Raw genomic sequence first — 16726 nt, forward strand, 5'->3', positions numbered from 1 at the left:
GTCGCCTCAAATCGGCGGGACCATGCCAAAATCGTCCCCCCGGCGCAACGCCGCGGAGGCCAGAATCCGTCGATTTTTGAAAGGATTCACCGCTAACCCGGGCCGGCCAAATTATCGCCCGCGCGGCGGCGGGCGCTGGCCTTGAGGTTAGGGCTGGGCCCAAAATACAAGAACCCGCCCAATCCTATCGGGATCGAGCGGGCTCACTAGCCATTCCAGTACATCCGTGAAACGACCGTTTCGAGGTCTTAGACGAGCGACAGGTTTTCCGCGCTCACCTTGCCCCGCATCTTGTCGGTCTTGAGTTCGAACTGAACCTTCTGACCTTCGGCCAATCCGCCGAGGCCGGCGCGCTCGACGGCCGAGATGTGCACGAACACATCCTTGCTGCCATCGCTCGGCTCAATGAAACCGAAACCCTTTTGACCGTTGAACCACTTCACTGTTCCTGTAGCCATTTTCTCTTCTCCAAAGCACCTAGGCTTTTAATTCCGCACGGCGATCGCACGGATTCAAATCCAATATCGACGATGTCTCTGGAAGAAGCCCCTTAGGGAGCGCGTTCGAAAAGGCACGACGGTAATCGAATGGCAATACAGCTATAGGTTTTTCGGCGAAATAGCAATGGCTGGCGGGAAATAAAGGCCGGCGGCGTTAACGGGCCAACTTCAGAAATGGCTGTAAGACAAGCGTTCCAGCGCGATTTCCCTGCCCTCCCCGTCGATGAATTTCGGAACCGCGCTTCCCTCGATCACCGTTCCGATGGAACTCACGACGACGCCGGCATTCTGCGCAGCTTGCACGAACGCCTCGACGCGATCCTCGGGCAGCGTGCACAGGATCTCGTAATCATCGCCGCCAGCGATCAATGTCTCCAGTCCGACAACGCCGCGCGCCACCAGATCTCGCGCCGCATCCGAGAGTGGGATCGATGGTAAGTCGATCACCGCGGATACGCCTGACACGCCACAGAGCTTGGTGAGATCGCCGGCAAGGCCATCCGACACATCCATCGCCGCGCTGGCATGGTTGCGAACGATCTCAGCCATAGCCACGCGCGGCTGCGGCACGCGATAGCGCCCGACCAGCGCGGCCCGCGCGGCGATATCGCTTGCCGCGGCGTGGACCTTTCCGCCCTTGAGAACGGCGAGCCCCAGCGCGGCGTCGCCGATCGTGCCCGTCACTATCACGCGCTCGCCGGCTTTGGCGCCGCTGCGACGAACCATCTTGCCCGGCGGCACCCGGCCGAACGCGGTGACCGAGACCATCAGTGGGCCCGGCGTCGACACAGTGTCCCCACCCAGCAGCGGACAATTGAATTGCGTGGTGTCCTCGCCAAGCGCCGCCGCGAACGGTTTCAGCCAGGTCTCGTCGACATACCGCAACGCCAGCGTCAGCACGAAGCCGGCCGGCGTTGCCCCTTTCGCCGCGAGATCGCTGAGGTTCACCCGCAGCGCCTTGCGCGCGACGGTGTCGGGCGGGTCGTCGGTCAGGAAATGCACGCCTTCGACGATGGCGTCCGTCGTCACCACGATGTCGTTGCCATCAGGCTGCAACGCCGCGGCGTCGTCGTCGAGACGAAGGGCGCCCGGATCGGTCGCAAGCGGCCGGAAATAGCGCGCAATCAGCGAGTCCTCGCCGGACGCGGGTTTCCCGCTAGCCACGCGCGAACTCGTCGGCACGGAACTGGCGCGCGATCTGGTCGAGCACGGCATTCACCATACCGGTCTCTTCCTTTTCGACGAAGGCATGCGCGACGTCGACATATTCGGACACCACCACACGGCCCGGCACGTCCTTGCGGTGCTCCAGCTCGTAGGAGCCTGCCCGCAGCACCGCGCGCAAAATCGCGTCGATCCGCTTCAGCGGCCAGCCCTTCTGGAGCGCATCGTCGATCAAGGGATCGAGCCTGGCCTGGTCGCGCACCACGCCGGCCACCACGTCCTTGAAGAACGCAGCCTCCGCCGGCAGATATTTGTCGCCTTCAACCTCGTTGCCGAGCCAGTGGCTTTCGAACTCGGCGAAGATGTCGTTGATCCCGGCGCCGGCAATGTCCATCTGGTACAGCGCCTGCACGGCGGCGAGCCGCGCCGCGCCACGGCGGTTGGCCTTCTTGTCGGGACTTTTCGCTGCCTTCTTGCTGTCTGCCATCGCCTAAGCCTTTGTCAGCCGGCGCTTGATCCGCAGCATCGCCAGCGCCGCGCGCGCGGCGTCGCCGCCCTTGTTGAGTTCGCTGGCGCGCGCCCTCGCCCAGGCCTGCGCGTCGGTATTGACGGTTATGATGCCGTTACCGAGCGGAACTTTTCGCGCCACCGCCAGATCCATCAACGCGCGCGAGGATTCGATCGAGACGATTTCGAAATGGATGGTGTCACCGCGCACCACGCAGCCGAGCGCGATTGCTGCATCATAAGGCTTGCCGTTGTTTTCGGCAGCATCGAGCGCGATCGCGATCGCCGCCGGAATTTCCAGCGCACCGGGCACCGTGATGACGTCGTGCGTCACGCCGGCGGCTTTCAGTTCGGTGACGGCGCCTTCCAGCAGCGCGTCCTGGATGTCGTCATAGAATCGCGCCTCGACGATCAGCGCGCGCGCGCCTGTGATGTCGGTCTGGTCTTTCAGCGGTGCGCGCCGTGCGTCTGCCATCAACTACCTTCCGTCTAGCTCGCTGGCCGGCGTTTTAAGCGCCGTATGTCTGCCTGTCACTTCATTTCCGACAGCCGCGCCGCATAGCGGGCCATCAGATCGACCTCGATATTGACCTCGCTGCCTGCGCGCCAGCCGCTGAGCGTGGTGACGCTGAGCGTGTGCGGGATGATCAGCACCGAAAACGTGACATCCTCGACCGTGTTCACCGTCAACGACACGCCGTCCAGCGTCACCGAGCCCTTGGTGGCGATGAAACGCGCCAGCTCCCGCGTGGTGCGCAGTTCGAACCGCGCCATGTCGGGCAGATCGTCACGCTTGACAATGGTCGCAATCCCATCGGCATGCCCCGCGACAATATGGCCGCCAAGTTCGTCGCCGATCTTCAGCGCGCGCTCGAGGTTGAGTTTGGTGCCTTTGACCCAGTGCTTTGCGGTCGTCATGCCGAGCGTCTCGGCGGCGGCGTCGACGTCGAACCAGGTCTTGCCGCCTTCGACGCCGGAAGCGACCACGGTCAGGCAGACGCCATTGCAGGCGATCGATGCGCCATCGGCGATGGTGGTCTGGTCGTAACGGCAGGCGATGCGCATGCGGTGCAACTGGCCCTGCGCCGTTGGCGTCAGGGCTACGATCTCGCCGATGTCGGTGACAATTCCGGTAAACATTTTCCACCACCGTCATGGCCGGGCTTGTCCCGGCCATCTACGTCTTCCCTTTTTCATCCGCCGCCAAGACGTGGATGGCCGGGACAAGCCCGGCCATGACGAGCTTAGACAGCGCGCTCATAAATAGTCAGTGTGTCTCTTTGCAGCGTTTCGCTAGCACGTGTCGTGAAGGCAGGCGACCCGGTGAGAGCCGACAGCGGCAATGCGTCCAGCGCGGGAATGCCAGAGGTCCCGATGGTTTCAGGCCCGCGCAGCAGCCAGACTTCATCGACCAGGCCGCTGGCGACAAAGGACGAAGCAACCCGCGAGCCGCCTTCCACCATCAGTCTCGTGATGCCCTTGTCGGACAGCGCATGCAGCACCGCCGGCAGATCCAGCCCGGGCGGCTGCACGGTCGCCGCAACGCGCATCACCTGCGCGCCGGCTGCGCCGAGTTTCATGGCCGCGGGGGCTTCGGCGAAGTCCGACGTCATGACCCAGAGCGGCGTCTGGCGCGCGGAATGGACCAGCTTGCTGGTGCCGGGTAGCCGCAGCGCGCGATCCAGCACCACCCGCACCGGCGACCGCGTTCCCATCCCCGGCAGGCGGCAGGTCAGAACCGGATTATCCGCCAGCACCGTGCCGATACCGACCAGGATGGCGTCACATTGCGCGCGCAGCAGATGCACGCGGGTCTTTGCCACCTCGCCCGTGATCGCGACCGGCTTGTGGCCGGCGGCGCCAATCTTGTCGTCGGCGGAGACGGCCAGCTTGAGGATCACATGGGGGCGCTTGTCGCGGATACGGCGGAAATGCCCGGCGTGATCGCGCGCAGCTTCCGCAGCGCCCGGCCCGACGTCGACCGTAATCCCGGCCGCGCGCAGCTTTGCATGGCCCTGCCCGGCGACTTCAGGATTGGGGTCCTCGATCGCCGACACCACGCGCGCAATGCCGGATGCAATCACGGCATCGACACAGGGCGGCGATTTGCCGAAATGCGAACAGGGCTCCAGCGTCACATAGAGCGTCGCGCCGCGCGCGGCTTCACCGGCACGTCTCAGCGCCTCGGGCTCAGCATGCGGCCGTCCGCCTGCTTGCGTCCAGCCACGGCCAACGATCACACCATCCTTGACGACGACCGCACCGACGGCCGGGTTCGGCCAGGTGCGCCCCTGCCCGCGTCGGCCAAGCACGAGCGCAAGCTGCATGAAGCGCTGATCCGCGGCCCGGGCCTGTTCCTTGGCCTCTTTGGATTTCTGCGCGTACTGGTCTTCCAGAATGCGGAAGATCATTTGCGTAACGTGGCGACCCGTGCGGCGTCTTCCGCAGAGAGTTCGCCGAGCACGGCCTCAAAGTCCTTGGCCTCGCGGAAATTGCGATAGACGGAAGCGAAGCGCACATAGGCGACGTCGTCGAGCTGGCGCAGGTGCTCCATCACGATCTCGCCGATCGCCTCCGAGGATACTTCCGCCTCGCCACCGCTTTCGAGCTCGCGCACGATCGCGGAAACCATCTTCTCGACCCGCTCGGGATCGACCGGCCGCTTGCGCAGACTGATCTGCAGCGAGCGGACCAGCTTGTCGCGATCAAACGGCACCCGGCGGCCGTTGCGCTTGATCACGGTCAGTTCGCGCAACTGCACCCGCTCGAAGGTGGTGAAACGGAAGTTGCAGGCGATGCACACCCGCCGCCGCCGGATCACAGCCGAATCCTCGGTCGGACGCGAATCCTTTACCTGCGTATCGAGACTGTTGCAGCTGGGACAGCGCATCCAATTGGACCCTTACTGATAGATCGGGAAGCGGTCGGTGAGTGCCTTGACGCGTTCCTTGATCGCAGCTTCGACCAGCGGCACCTTGCCGTCCTCCGACTGCGCCAGCGCGTTCAGCACCTCGGCGATCATGCCGCCGACCTGCTGGAACTCGGCAACGCCGAAGCCGCGCGTGGTCGCCGCCGGCGTGCCGAGACGCAGGCCGGAGGTGACGAACGGCTTTTCGGGATCGAAGGGAATACCATTCTTGTTGCAGGTGATGGCGGCGCGCACCAGCGCCTTTTCGGACACGTTGCCCTTCAGGCCCTTGGGCCGCAGGTCGACGAGCATCAGATGGTTGTCGGTGCCTCCGGAGACGATATCGAGGCCGTGGCCGCGCAGCGTTTCCGCCAGCGCCCTGGCGTTTTCGACGACGTTCTTCGCATAGACCTTGAAATCGGGCCGCAGCGCTTCGGCAAACGCTACCGCCTTGGCGGCGATCACATGCATCAGCGGACCGCCCTGCAGGCCTGGGAAGATCGCCGAATTCAGCTTCTTGGCGATCGCCTCGTCGTTGCAGAGGATCAGGCCGCCGCGCGGGCCGCGCAGCGACTTATGCGTGGTCGTGGTTGTGACGTGGGCATGCGGCACCGGCGAGGCATGAACGCCGCCCGCGACGAGGCCGGCGAAATGCGCCATGTCGACCAGCAGATAGGCGCCGACAGAGTCGGCGATCTCGCGGAAGCGCTTGAAGTCCCAGGCGCGCGAATAGGCCGATCCACCGGCGATGATCAGCTTCGGCTTCACCTGCTCGGCCTGCTTTGCGACCTCATCCATGTCGATGATCTGGTCCTCGCGCCGCACCGTGTAGTGCGCGGCCTTGAACCACTTGCCGGACATGTTGACGGGCGAGCCGTGCGTGAGATGGCCGCCGGCGGCCAGATCGAGGCCCATAAAAGTGTCGCCGGGCTGCAGCAGCGCCAGAAACACCGCCTGGTTCATCTGGCTGCCGGAGTTCGGCTGCACGTTGGCAAACTGCGCGCCGAACAGCTTCTTGGCGCGCTCGATCGCCAGCGTCTCGGCGACGTCGACCCATTCGCAGCCGCCGTAGTAGCGCGCGCCCGGATAGCCTTCCGCGTACTTGTTCGTCATCACCGAACCCTGCGCTTCCAGCACGGCCCGGCTGACGATGTTTTCAGACGCGATCAGCTCGATCTCATGCCGTTGACGGCCGAGTTCGCCCTTGATCGCGGCCGCGATTTCCGGATCGGCCTCGGCGAGCGTGGCCGTGAAGAACGAGTCGGGCGCGGAGGCGGTCTTGGAGCTCGGGGGCGAGGAGGTCATTGGGCGAAATATCTCCACCGCCGCAGGCCCTTAGGGGCGAAACGGGCGGGTCTGGTGTGGCGGTCGAAAGAAGTGCCTGCGAGATACCACATCGCCCGGAATTGGCCAAGCACTTGCGGTACAGGGCAGATATTTATGCCAGATATGGTGGGGATGAAGGGGGGTGGCGGGGGCTCTCCGTATCCCGGACGCGGTGCAGCGCCCTCCCGGCGATGCGAAGCATCGTCCGGTGCGGTGCGCCGCAGAGCCGGGACCTCTTTGCCGCAAAAGAGCTGGGTCCCGGGGTCTGCGGCGCACCATTCGCTACGCTCATGCTGCGCCGCGCCCGGGACACCGGCGGCCCGCTCACGCAAACCGGTACGGCCCTCCTTTGGCGATCGAGCGCTGGAACGCCGGCCGGGCGTGCATCCGCTCCAGCCAAGCCGCGAGGTTCGGGTATGGGTCCAGCTTCCCGAACACTTTGGCCATCTCGCCGACAAAGCTCATCTGGATGTCGGCGCCGGTCAGCGATGGCCCGACAAAGAACTCCCGCCCCTTCAGCGCGCCGTCGACATAGCCGAGATGGTTGGCGAGCTCGCTGTCGATACGCGGATGCAGCGGCGCGCCCGCCTCTTTCAGCCGGGACACGTAGAGGTTCAGCATCAGCGGCAGCATCGCCGAGCCCTCCGAGTAATGCAGCCACTCATTGTAAGCCTCGTAGTCCGCGCTTCCCGGCGTCGGCATCATCGCGGGTTTATCTTTTCCTTGGCCGTAGCGGCGGATGAGGTAGTCGACGATGGCGCCGGACTCCGCGATCGTCGTGTCGCCGTCGGTAATGACGGGCGACTTGCCGAGCGGATGCACCGCTTTCAACTCCGGCGGCGCGAGCCGGGTCTCGGCGTTGCGCTGATAGCGCTTCATCTCATAGGGCGTGCCCAGCTCCTCCAGCAGCCACAAAATCCGCTGCGAGCGGGAATCGTTGAGGTGATGAAGCGTGAGCATGGGGGTTTCCTCGGTGTTGTTGTTTGGTGGGCGCGGTTGGCTTGAGAGTGTCACTGCGAGAGAAGCGGAGCAATCCACCAGACTGTAGGATGGGTGGAGCGAAGCGATACCCATCAATGCCACTGATACTGCGCATGCGGTGATGGGTTTCGCTGCGCTCTACCCATCCTACGCAGATGTGACTTCGCATTCTCGCGGCGCGTTGCGCCCGAGGTTTGCCTGAGAACTTCCCGCCCTACTGAATAGAGGGCGCAGGGAAGACCGGGTGCTTGCTGCACCCGCGGTCTCGCGTGCGATTTGCGCAAACAAAACTGCACACGAGCATACAGGGCAGCGGGAGCATTCCGGCCTTCCCTGCGCAATGGCTTTACGGCTTACTTCGTGCTCTCCCCGGTGAACGGCTCTTTTGCCACCGTCGCATCACGAGATAACCCGTGACACTTAACGCCAGCACCGCGGCGTCCGGACCACACGACTTCGCCGTACGCTTCAGGCACGTACGTCTAGCGCGCCATCTGCGTCCATCGCATCTCACCGCACGTTCGTGACGATCGCGAGCGCCCCTCATCTGCCGTGAGACGGGCGGAGTTATGCCGATGATTTGGGTGAGAACGAAAGCAGAATATTTTTGCGCGAGCGACTGGACACAACATCTAGCTGATTTGCCTGTCAGGCAATTCGATCCTTTGCCCAATCAGCCAGCTTCTTTTGGACAGGCGATACTCGCAGTCCGCAGACGTGCGGCCGAGTGTGTCCCGACTACCGCGTAGTGTTGCATGCTTACCGCATCAAACGTGTTCGCTTTCGTTAGTTGGCCCGGCAATTTTCCGACACCCGTCCGGCCCTTCATTTAATCGATCCAACGTTGAACCATGCCGCTACTCCGCTGACGTACGTCATGGGCTGGGGGTGAACAAACTTGCGACGGATGACTACGACGACCAATCGTTTGTCTGTTCGGCGAAGCGCAATTGGCCGCACGCTCCGCATGCCTGCGCTGGCCGCGTAGCACGGCGTCGTTGAAATATGCCCAACGTGATCGAGTTCACAGCGCAATGCTTCGGGTGGGTCCATAAACCCCCGGGGCTGACAGATGGATTTCGCACATGGCTAAATCTCTCTCAGACAAAAAACGTCAGGCTAATCCGCGGCGCGGGCTAATAACGGCCTTTCTCATCTACGGAACGATGGTCGTCGGGTTGCTGGGATATTTTGTGGTTTTTCCAGAATCCATGACCGAGAGCACGCAAGCCGAAGCCGCGCGCACGCAAACCTTGACCAAGCCGGTTAGATATGAGGCCGTGATTGCCAACTGGAACCGGTATCGCAACAAAGACGCGAGGGCGGACGCGCGATAGCGGCTGGAGGCCAGCTACGGCTCATTCGAGCATAAGACGGCCGACGGCTTCGCCGCTCCCGCTTCTAACCACGACGATTTCACCGCTGGCCGGCGAGATGCCGGTTAGCGCCGAAATGTTCGCGCCGTGCGTCACGACGAGGAGATTTCCGGGCGCTGTCCATCGCGCGATGAGCGCGCGGGCGCCGGCGGTCAAGGCCTCTCTTTGATCTCGCAGCACCACGACATTGCCGAATGTCGCCTCGGTTTCGACTGTCCCAAGGTTCAGCAATTTCGCCGTGTCGGTGCATCGGCACCACGGCGAGCTCAGGATTTTTTCGAACGCGATCCCTTCCCGCTTGAGCCACGATCCGATTTTCTCTGCGTCCGCCCGCCCCTTTTTGCTGAGGTTGCGCTGCGTGGCGCAATCATCGACACGGAATCCCGGCGGATCGCCAACACCACCCGGCGCATCGGCATGGCGCATCAGGGCGACGTGGCCGCCTGCCCGCAACGCCTTCCAGGCATTGGCCGCGTCGTCGGCGCCGGCGACCTCCGCCGTGCTGCCGAAGCCGAGAAGGAGCGCGAAGAGGACGAAGCGCATGCGGCGCATGGCGGCCTCCATCAGAAATACGCGATCAGGCGGCCGGCGCAGATCGCGCCGAGCCACAGCACAAGCGAGATCAGCGCGGTGGCTTTGGCGCCGCCGGGCGCTTCGTCATGCCAGCTTTTGACATGACGCCACGGGCCTGAATGTGCGATCACGACGTTGATCAGCGCCGCCCCAATCAGCAGCAGCTTGCTTTGGAACGCCGGGTTTTTCACGACATGCGATGCATCGGCGCTGAATAGCAAAAATCCCATGCCGATCGCGAGCAGGAAACCGGCGCGCGACAACGGCAATAATAATTTCGCCATGGGCTGGATCGCAATCGCGCGCCCCAGTCCGAGCAGCCGCAAATCGAGCGCCAGGATCGACCCGACCAGCACCACGAAGCCGAAAATGTGCAAAATCTCGACCGCGGGATAAAGCGCAGGCGAGCTGCGCATTACATGGCCCAGCGCGCTTTCCTGCAAGGTCAGGAAAATCGATGGGGCTGCCTGGTGCTCCACGCAGCCCTACCGCAACTCGATGCGCTTGCCGCCGAGCACGATGTATTCGATCCGCGCCTCGTCCGGCTTGCTGGTATGGGGATAGCCGAAAACCGTGCAGGTCTTGCCTGGGGCGATCAGGTCTGCGGTCGCGCCACGGCTTTGCATGCGCGACGGCGGCGCGAGAACGAAGTGCCAGTGCTTGCCGTCGACCTCCATCTCGATCGCGCAATGCGGGTTCTCGAAGGTCGATTTCAGTATCTTGCCGGTGACGGTGAACGATTTTGACGTATCGTATCCGCCCCAGCCGTGATGGGCGATGGCCGAAGCCGGCGCAAGCGCGGCCGCAAGCGACAGGAACACACGACGGGAAACTGATGTCATGGCTAGCCTCTTATGAAGGAACACATCGATCCGCGCCGGACTCATAACGCGGATCTTCACTCGACGTTTCAACGAGCCTCTCGTTCCTGCTTCCAAAATCGGTCGTTAGCCATCGTCCCGGCTGGATCGGAGGAAAATTCGGGTTTGACGCGATTAAGGAAGTACATATTCACCAGACCTTTGTGCTTCACCTCCACAGCGCCGCGGGGCTCCGTTTCAAACCGTCCCTTGATGTGCTGCCAGGTCGCTTCCGAAATAGTGATGCGGCCCGGAACGCCGGCGGCTTCGACACGCTCCGCAACGTTCACCGTGTTCCCCCAGATATCGTAGGTAAATTTGTGTTTGCCGACGACGCCGGCAATAACTGGTCCGGTATTGATTCCGATCCTCGCCAGCCAGGCCGGCAGGTGCAGCTTCTCCCGTTGCCGGTTCAGCTTGGTCAGGTGATCAAGTATCTGCAGCGCACACAACGCGGCGTCGATCGGGTGCGAGCGATTGTGCTCCGGCACGCCGCCCACGGCGAGATATGCATCGCCGATCGTCTTGAGCTTTTCCAGGCGATGCTTTGCCATGATATCGTCGAACCTGGTGAAGTGCTGGTCGAGCTGATCGATGACGCTCGCCGGCTCCATCGTTTCGACGATGCGGGTGAACCCGCTGAAATCGATGAAGATGACGCTCGCAGAGTCGAAGAAGCGCGGCTTGACGCGCTGGCTCGCCTTGAGCTCGGCCGCGATGGATGGCGGCAGGATGTTCAGGAGCAGCCGCTCCGATTCACCTTTCTCGGCTATTGCTCGATCGCGTGCCAGCTCCAACTGGCGCAGCATCTCGTTCCGCTCAATCAACTGCCGACGCAATTCCAGGTGCACCATCGTTTGCCGCGATAGTCGCCGTAAGGCTTCCCGCTGCTCGAAACTGAGCTCACGCGACTTGAAGTCAACCACGCACAACGTACCCAAGGCATAGCCATCCTGGGTAATGAGCGGGACACCGCAATAGAAACGGAGTTTCAAACCGCCCGTCACAAGCGGGCTGGTGTTAAATCGTTCATCGCTTAGGAGGTCGGGAACGTAGAGAATGTCGTTGTTGCAGATTGTGACCTTGCAAACCGAAATTTCCCTGGGACATTCGGAAAGCTCTGCCGGAAGGCCATATTTTGCCTTCATCCACTGGCGCGATGGGTCGATGAAGCTAACCAGAGCAGCCGGGCAGTCGCAAATCTGCGCCGCCAGTTCGGTGATTTCGTCGAAGCCGATTTCCGGAAGTGTATCAAGAATGGCGTAGCTTTCTAGCGCGTCAAGCCGTGCTGGCTCATTGGCTGGAATCGCTACGTCCATGACAAGCCCTCCGCCATCCAAGATCTGGAAATGTAGGGCGGAGAGTCCATCGCAGGCAAGGCCCCCTTCGGGAGGGCCCTGCTCCGGCATGTTTCGGCGTCGGCCGGCCGCGCGGGCAGATGGCGGTTCCTTACAGCCCCGTATATCCCGCCTTCAGCGGATCGTTGCTGCCGTCGAGCTGGCGCAGATAGGTCAGCCCGCACACCGTCAGCCGGTGCGGATCCTTCTCGCCCGCTTCCACCAGCGTGGTGAGATATTCCGTCACCTTGGCGCGCGCCTCGTCGTTGGCCGCGGCAGTGCGGTTCACAAGCAGGTCATAGGTCTGCATGATGCGGTCGATCGCAGCTTCCATGGACTTCTCCTGAATTGCGTGATGCGGGTGATGCGGTCAGGCCGGTAGGCGCGCTTCGAATTCGGCAATCGCCTTGTTGGCGAGCCGGAGCCTGTTGAATTCGCCGTGCTGAAACATCCTTACGATGATTTCGAGCAACCGATCGTCGGTGACGAGGCTATCGGCAATGGCGCCGGTCCTGCGGAGATAATTCGACGCGATGGCGTAGGCATCGCCCACCACCTCGAAGTCCATGATCTGAATTCCGCGCTCGACCAGCATGCCTCACCTGTTCCGTGGCAGGCCCGACAATGCGCGAGGTTCGGGATGGTTCCATCTTTTTTTGGCAAGCCGGCCTTTTGGCAGCAGAAACAGAGCGTTTCCGCCTGATTTCACCCTGAAATCGGCAGCTCAGTCTCGGGATCGAAGAAGTGCAGACGGCCCGCCTGCGCCGAAAGGCGGACCTGATCGCCGCGCGCGATGACGGTTTCCGCAGGCACGCGGGCGGCGGTGACGCTGGCGCCGCCGACCCTCGTCTCCAGCAAGATCTCGGAGCCGAGTTGCTCGACGACCTCGACGCGGGCATCGAAACCAAGGCCCGGGGCGCCATCGCCGAGCACGAGGTGCTCCGGTCGCAAGCCCAGGATCACGCGCCGGCCGTCATGGGCGGCGAGCGCAGGCGCGTCCGCGGCGCCGACCGTCAACCGGAGGCCTTCCCCCTCGACTGACACAGCGCCTGCTTCGCTGCGCACGGTGACGTCGATAAAATTCATCGCGGGCGCGCCGATGAAGCCCGCAACGAACTTGTTGGCGGGCTTGCCGTAGACCTGCAGCGGCGTGCCGATCTGCTGAACCCTGCCGTCGCGCATGATGACGACGCGGTCACCCAGCGTCATGGCCTCGACCTGGTCGTGGGTCACGAACACCGACGTGGTCGGAATCTCCGCGTGCAGACGCTTGATCTCGATGCGCATCTGGGCGCGCAGCTTGGCATCGAGATTCGACAGCGGCTCATCGAACAGGAATACCTGCGGGTTTCGCACGATGCAGCGGCCGAGCGCGACGCGCTGCTGCTGGCCGCCGGACAATTGTTTCGGCTTGCGCTGCAACAGTTCGTGCAGCCCGAGCATGCCGGCAGCGCGGTCGATCGCCGCCTTGATCTCGGCCTCCGCCGTTTTCTTGTTGCGCAGGCCGAAGGCCAGATTGTCGTAGACGCTCATATGCTGGTAGAGCGCGTAGTTCTGGAACACCATGGCGATGTCGCGGTCGCGCGGCGGCAGATTGTTCACCAGCCGGTCGCCGATGCGGATGTCGCCGCTGGTAATGTCCTCCAGCCCCGCAATCATGCGCAGCGTCGTCGACTTGCCGCAACCGGACGGGCCGACCAGCGCCACGAACTCCTTGTCGGCGATCTCGAGATCGACGTCCTTTACGGCGTGGAACAGCGAGCCATAATGCTTGTTGAGCTTGCTGAGTGTGATCGCTGCCATTTACCCGCCGTACCTGAACTTGAAGTTGACCCAAAACAATCCCGCCGCGACGTGCCGCGGCGGGATGTTTGCTTTCGACTATTGCGCGGCCTTGCTGACCAGCGGCGCACCCTCGGCCAGCACCTTCGCGATATCCTCGCGCTTGCCGGTGACGGCTTTGGTGACGGTGTCGTTGAACGCCTTGTGCACGGCGGGCCATTGCGGGAAGTAATAGGCTCCGCGCACCTTGTCCGGCGAATCCAGCACCGATTCCTTCAACAACTTCATGAACGAATCTTCCGCTGCTATTTCCGGCCAGAACTCGGTGTTGGGCGGCGGCGCGCCGGTCGCCTTGAACAGCTTCTTCTGGCCTTCCTTGTCGAGCATCATGGCTTCCAGCATCTGCTTGGCGAGCTTCTTGCGCTCCGGCGCGATCGACTTCGGGATCGCCCAGCCCCAGATATCGTCCCAGGCGAACGGCCTGGCCCGGTTGGGACCGAGCGGGAAGCGCGTGGCGGCCACCTTGCCGGCGATTTTCGACTTGGCCGGATCGTTGAACGTGCCCCACCACAGCGAGTCCGCCACGGTGAATGCGGCATCGCCCGACATGAATACGGCGTTGCTTTCGTTGCGGTCGTAGGCCGGCATGCCGCGCGGCACGATCTTGTGGGTGTTGATCGCATCCCACCAATATTCGACGGTCTGCTGCATGCACGGCTCGGTCATGCTGGATTTCCAGCCGGCCGCGGCGAGCTTCGCATTGTCGCGCTCATAGGGCGGCAGCAGCACGTCGCAATTGTTGCCCCACATCGACCAGAACCAGCTGAACCAGCTGTTGTTCATCGACATGCCGCCGACATAGCCGAACTTGACCTTGCCGTCCGCCTGCAGCTTCTTGCTCGAGGTGACGAGTTCTGCCAGCGTCTTCGGCACTTCCTCTGGCTTCACGAGGTCAGAGCGGTAGAAGAACACGCTGAAGGTCTGTCCCATCGGCACGACGGTGTTCTGGCCTTGCGCGTTGGCGAACACCACCGGCGCCATACTCCACTTGTCGGCAAATTTGTTCGCCGCGACGTCGTCGGTCGGCTCCAGCAAATGCGCCCAAGTCTGCCCCCAATCGTCATTGTGCCAGATCACGTCGTACTGATCCGAGTTCGAGGTCAACGATGCCGTCATCTTCTCGACATAGACGCCGTAGGAATTCGGCACCTTGACGATCTTGACGCCATTCTTGGCGCCCCAGGCCTCGAACATCGCAATCGAGGCATCCTGGATCGGGCTCGGCTGGTAGCCGATCCGCAGCTCCTTCACCTGTGCGGCGGCACTACCCGTCGCAGCCACCAAGGCCGCGGTCGCCGCCACGAACCATCTCGCCAGTCCCTGCATAGCCTCTCCTCCTGTTTTTCCTTGCCTAGATCCTCAAACCCCTGATGACGTATTTCTGGCCGAACAATGCGATCAGGAAGGCCGGCACCAGCGCCATCACGGCGGTCGCAGCCATCAGATTCCAGCGCAGTCCCATCTCGGTGACGAACTGCGCCATCACCACCGTGATCATCGGCACGCGGTTGCCGGTCAGGATCAGCGCGAACAAAAACTCGTTCCAGGTGAACAGCCAGCACAGCACCGCGAGCGCCGAGATCGCCGGCAGCGCCGAGGGCACCGCGACGCGGATGAAGGCTCCCCATCGCGTGCAGCCGTCGATCATCGCGGCGTATTCCATCGACGGGTCGATGCCGTCGAAAAAGCCCTTCATCAGCCACGAGAAGAAGCAGATATGCACCGCGACATGGGGCAGCAGCAGTCCGGTATAGGTGTCGTAGATACCCCAGCTTTGCGTCACGAAGTACAGCGGAAGCACCCAGGAGATATAGGGCACGCAGCGGAACACATAGATCGTTCCAAACCAGATCCGCGAGGCCGGCCCGGTGAACCGCGACAGCATGTAGCCGCTCGAGACCGTCACCAGCAGCGAGAACACGGTCGCCAGCGTCGAGATCAGCGCGCTGTTGAGGAAGGCCCCGACGATCCGGTCGTCGCTCAGCACCTCGGCGAAGCTGCCGAGCGTAAATTCAGTGCCGCGATGAACGTAATAGACGCCGGATTCGGGCCGCAGCGAGGTCAGGATCAGCCACAGCACCGGAAACGCGAACGCGAAGCAGATGCCAAACAGCGCCAGCGCGAACAGCGTCTTGCGGCCCATGGGCGGCAGCCACGGCAGGAATTCGGAGCGCTTCACCATGGGCATCGGGTCAGGCCTTTGCGATGCGGTCGACGAGGCGGTAGAGCACCACGCCGATCACGAGGATGATGAGCCCGCCGATAATCGCCGCCGCCGACCCACGGCCGAGATCGAGGTTGAGGAAGGCGTGCACATAGGCATAGAGGCTGAACAGCTCGGTTGAGCGGCCCGGCCCGCCGCCGGTCAGCGTCCACACGATATCGAAGGTGCGGAAGGCGTCGATGGCGCGGATCACCACGCACACCACGATCACCGGGCGCAGCATCGGCAGCGTCAGGAAACGGAACACGCGCCAGGTGGTGGTGCCGTCGATCGCGGCGGCCTCGAACGGCTCCTTCGGCAGGCTCTGCAGGCCCGCCAGCAGCAGCAGCGTGAACCACGGCGTCCACAGCCAGATGTCGGTCAGAAGGATGATGCCGAAGGCGCTCCAGCGCTGCACCAGCCATGGCTGGCCGTCGAGCCCGATCGCTTCCAGCACCACGTTGACGATGCCGAACTGGTCGTTGAAGATCCAGCGGATCATGATCGCGGCGACGACCGGCGCCACCATCAGCGGCACCAGCAGGATCGTCTGCACCAGCTTTTGCCCACGAAACGGACGATTGAGCAGCAGCGCGAGCGCCAGCCCCGCCACCAGCGCCCCGGCGACGCTGAGCACCATGAACAGGAAGGTGTTCGGCAGCACCACGTAGAGAAATGCCGGATCCGATATCACGGCCACATAGTGGTCGAAGCCGATCCAGGTCTTTTTGGGATTGTAGAGCGCCCAGTCGCGAAAGCTGGCGTTGGCGCCGATCACGATCGGCACGACCTGAAACAGCAGCAACAACAGCGCAGCCGGCGCGATCAGAAGCAGCACGAACCGCTGTTGCTCGCCGAACATGGGACGCCGCGATGCCGACAAGCCCGTTTTCCCCATTTGAGCGTCAAGCCGTCACGACTCTTGCGGCCGGTACGTGCGTGAAGCCTGTATTTTCAGGGAGTATGGGCGGGGCGTCGAAGGCTAGTCAATCCGGATTGTGCAAGGGCACAATCGGATTGGTGCGGAGAGCACAATCGGATTGTGCGAGAGGCAAAGTCAGCGCCGGACGCTCATGCAAAACGTCAACTTGAGGTTCTCCAAAAAGCAAAACGCACCGGACCCGGAAAACCGGGGCCGATGCGCTTTCA

At 62.8% G+C, this 16726-nt stretch carries 20 protein-coding genes; 1 reads left to right on the plus strand and 19 read right to left on the minus strand.

Annotated features, from left to right (window positions below; translation table 11 throughout):
- Positions 1-248 precede the first annotated feature (248 nt).
- The 9 genes from V1279_RS18275 to V1279_RS18315 all read right to left on the minus strand — a co-directional run bounded on the left by V1279_RS18275 (position 249) and on the right by V1279_RS18315 (position 7365).
- Positions 249-458, minus strand: coding sequence for a cold-shock protein (locus tag V1279_RS18275; RefSeq protein ID WP_028345703.1), 210 nt, complete (start codon positions 456-458; stop codon positions 249-251).
- 210 nt (positions 459-668) lie between these two features.
- Positions 669-1664 (minus strand): thiamine-phosphate kinase, encoded by a 996-nt coding sequence (thiL, locus tag V1279_RS18280; protein ID WP_334438489.1) that lies wholly within the window; start codon positions 1662-1664, stop codon positions 669-671.
- Positions 1657-2151: a transcription antitermination factor NusB gene (gene nusB, locus V1279_RS18285; protein ID WP_334438492.1), complete on the minus strand. Its 495-nt coding sequence runs from the start codon at positions 2149-2151 to the stop codon at positions 1657-1659. The genes thiL and nusB overlap by 8 nt, the downstream gene beginning before the upstream one ends.
- Before the next feature lie 3 nt (positions 2152-2154).
- Positions 2155-2646 (minus strand): 6,7-dimethyl-8-ribityllumazine synthase, encoded by a 492-nt coding sequence (ribH, locus tag V1279_RS18290; protein WP_334438495.1) that lies wholly within the window; start codon positions 2644-2646, stop codon positions 2155-2157.
- Positions 2647-2702: 56 nt separating this feature from the next.
- Positions 2703-3311 (minus strand): riboflavin synthase, encoded by a 609-nt coding sequence (locus V1279_RS18295; protein WP_334438498.1) that lies wholly within the window; start codon positions 3309-3311, stop codon positions 2703-2705.
- A 104-nt stretch (positions 3312-3415) separates the two neighbouring features.
- The gene (gene ribD, locus V1279_RS18300) at positions 3416-4582 is read right to left on the minus strand and encodes a bifunctional diaminohydroxyphosphoribosylaminopyrimidine deaminase/5-amino-6-(5-phosphoribosylamino)uracil reductase RibD (protein ID WP_334438501.1); all 1167 of its coding nucleotides are present in this window, start codon (positions 4580-4582) and stop codon (positions 3416-3418) included.
- Positions 4579-5061, minus strand: a complete 483-nt coding sequence (nrdR, locus tag V1279_RS18305; protein WP_057849401.1) for a transcriptional regulator NrdR — start codon at positions 5059-5061, stop codon at positions 4579-4581. The genes ribD and nrdR overlap by 4 nt, the downstream gene beginning before the upstream one ends.
- A gap of 12 nt (positions 5062-5073) precedes the next feature.
- Entirely contained in the window at positions 5074-6384 is a 1311-nt protein-coding gene (gene glyA / locus V1279_RS18310; protein ID WP_334438503.1) for a serine hydroxymethyltransferase, read from the minus strand.
- A gap of 345 nt (positions 6385-6729) precedes the next feature.
- Entirely contained in the window at positions 6730-7365 is a 636-nt protein-coding gene (locus tag V1279_RS18315) for a glutathione S-transferase family protein (protein WP_334446451.1), read from the minus strand.
- A 1106-nt stretch (positions 7366-8471) separates the two neighbouring features.
- On the opposite strand from V1279_RS18315, the gene V1279_RS18320 reads away from it, so the two are divergent.
- Positions 8472-8723 carry a hypothetical protein gene (locus tag V1279_RS18320; protein ID WP_334438505.1) on the plus strand — a complete coding sequence of 84 codons (252 nt, stop codon included), beginning with the start codon at positions 8472-8474 and terminating at the stop codon, positions 8721-8723.
- A 21-nt stretch (positions 8724-8744) separates the two neighbouring features.
- On the opposite strand, the gene V1279_RS18325 is transcribed toward V1279_RS18320, so the two are convergent.
- The 10 genes from V1279_RS18325 to V1279_RS18370 all read right to left on the minus strand — a co-directional run bounded on the left by V1279_RS18325 (position 8745) and on the right by V1279_RS18370 (position 16460).
- Positions 8745-9314, minus strand: a complete 570-nt coding sequence (locus V1279_RS18325; protein WP_334438508.1) for a histidine phosphatase family protein — start codon at positions 9312-9314, stop codon at positions 8745-8747.
- Between the two features lie 11 nt (positions 9315-9325).
- Complete coding sequence (locus V1279_RS18330; protein WP_334438511.1) at positions 9326-9751, minus strand: hypothetical protein; 426 nt, start codon at positions 9749-9751, stop codon at positions 9326-9328.
- Between the two features lie 69 nt (positions 9752-9820).
- On the minus strand, positions 9821-10177 hold the full coding sequence (locus V1279_RS18335) for a DUF6152 family protein (protein ID WP_334438514.1): 357 nt from the start codon (positions 10175-10177) through the stop codon (positions 9821-9823).
- A gap of 68 nt (positions 10178-10245) precedes the next feature.
- The gene (locus V1279_RS18340) at positions 10246-11514 is read right to left on the minus strand and encodes an adenylate/guanylate cyclase domain-containing protein (protein ID WP_334438517.1); all 1269 of its coding nucleotides are present in this window, start codon (positions 11512-11514) and stop codon (positions 10246-10248) included.
- Positions 11515-11644: 130 nt separating this feature from the next.
- Positions 11645-11866 (minus strand): hypothetical protein, encoded by a 222-nt coding sequence (locus tag V1279_RS18345; RefSeq protein WP_334438519.1) that lies wholly within the window; start codon positions 11864-11866, stop codon positions 11645-11647.
- Positions 11867-11902: 36 nt separating this feature from the next.
- Positions 11903-12127, minus strand: a complete 225-nt coding sequence (locus tag V1279_RS18350) for a hypothetical protein (RefSeq protein ID WP_334438521.1) — start codon at positions 12125-12127, stop codon at positions 11903-11905.
- Between the two features lie 110 nt (positions 12128-12237).
- On the minus strand, positions 12238-13335 hold the full coding sequence (locus tag V1279_RS18355; protein ID WP_334438524.1) for an ABC transporter ATP-binding protein: 1098 nt from the start codon (positions 13333-13335) through the stop codon (positions 12238-12240).
- A gap of 78 nt (positions 13336-13413) precedes the next feature.
- On the minus strand, positions 13414-14700 hold the full coding sequence (locus V1279_RS18360; RefSeq protein ID WP_334438526.1) for an ABC transporter substrate-binding protein: 1287 nt from the start codon (positions 14698-14700) through the stop codon (positions 13414-13416).
- 25 nt (positions 14701-14725) lie between these two features.
- Positions 14726-15562: a carbohydrate ABC transporter permease gene (locus V1279_RS18365; protein WP_334438528.1), complete on the minus strand. Its 837-nt coding sequence runs from the start codon at positions 15560-15562 to the stop codon at positions 14726-14728.
- A 4-nt stretch (positions 15563-15566) separates the two neighbouring features.
- On the minus strand, positions 15567-16460 hold the full coding sequence (locus V1279_RS18370) for a carbohydrate ABC transporter permease (RefSeq protein WP_334438530.1): 894 nt from the start codon (positions 16458-16460) through the stop codon (positions 15567-15569).
- Positions 16461-16726: the final 266 nt, after the last annotated feature.

The organism is Bradyrhizobium sp. AZCC 1610, from assembly GCF_036924515.1.
Lineage (GTDB): Bacteria > Pseudomonadota > Alphaproteobacteria > Rhizobiales > Xanthobacteraceae > Bradyrhizobium.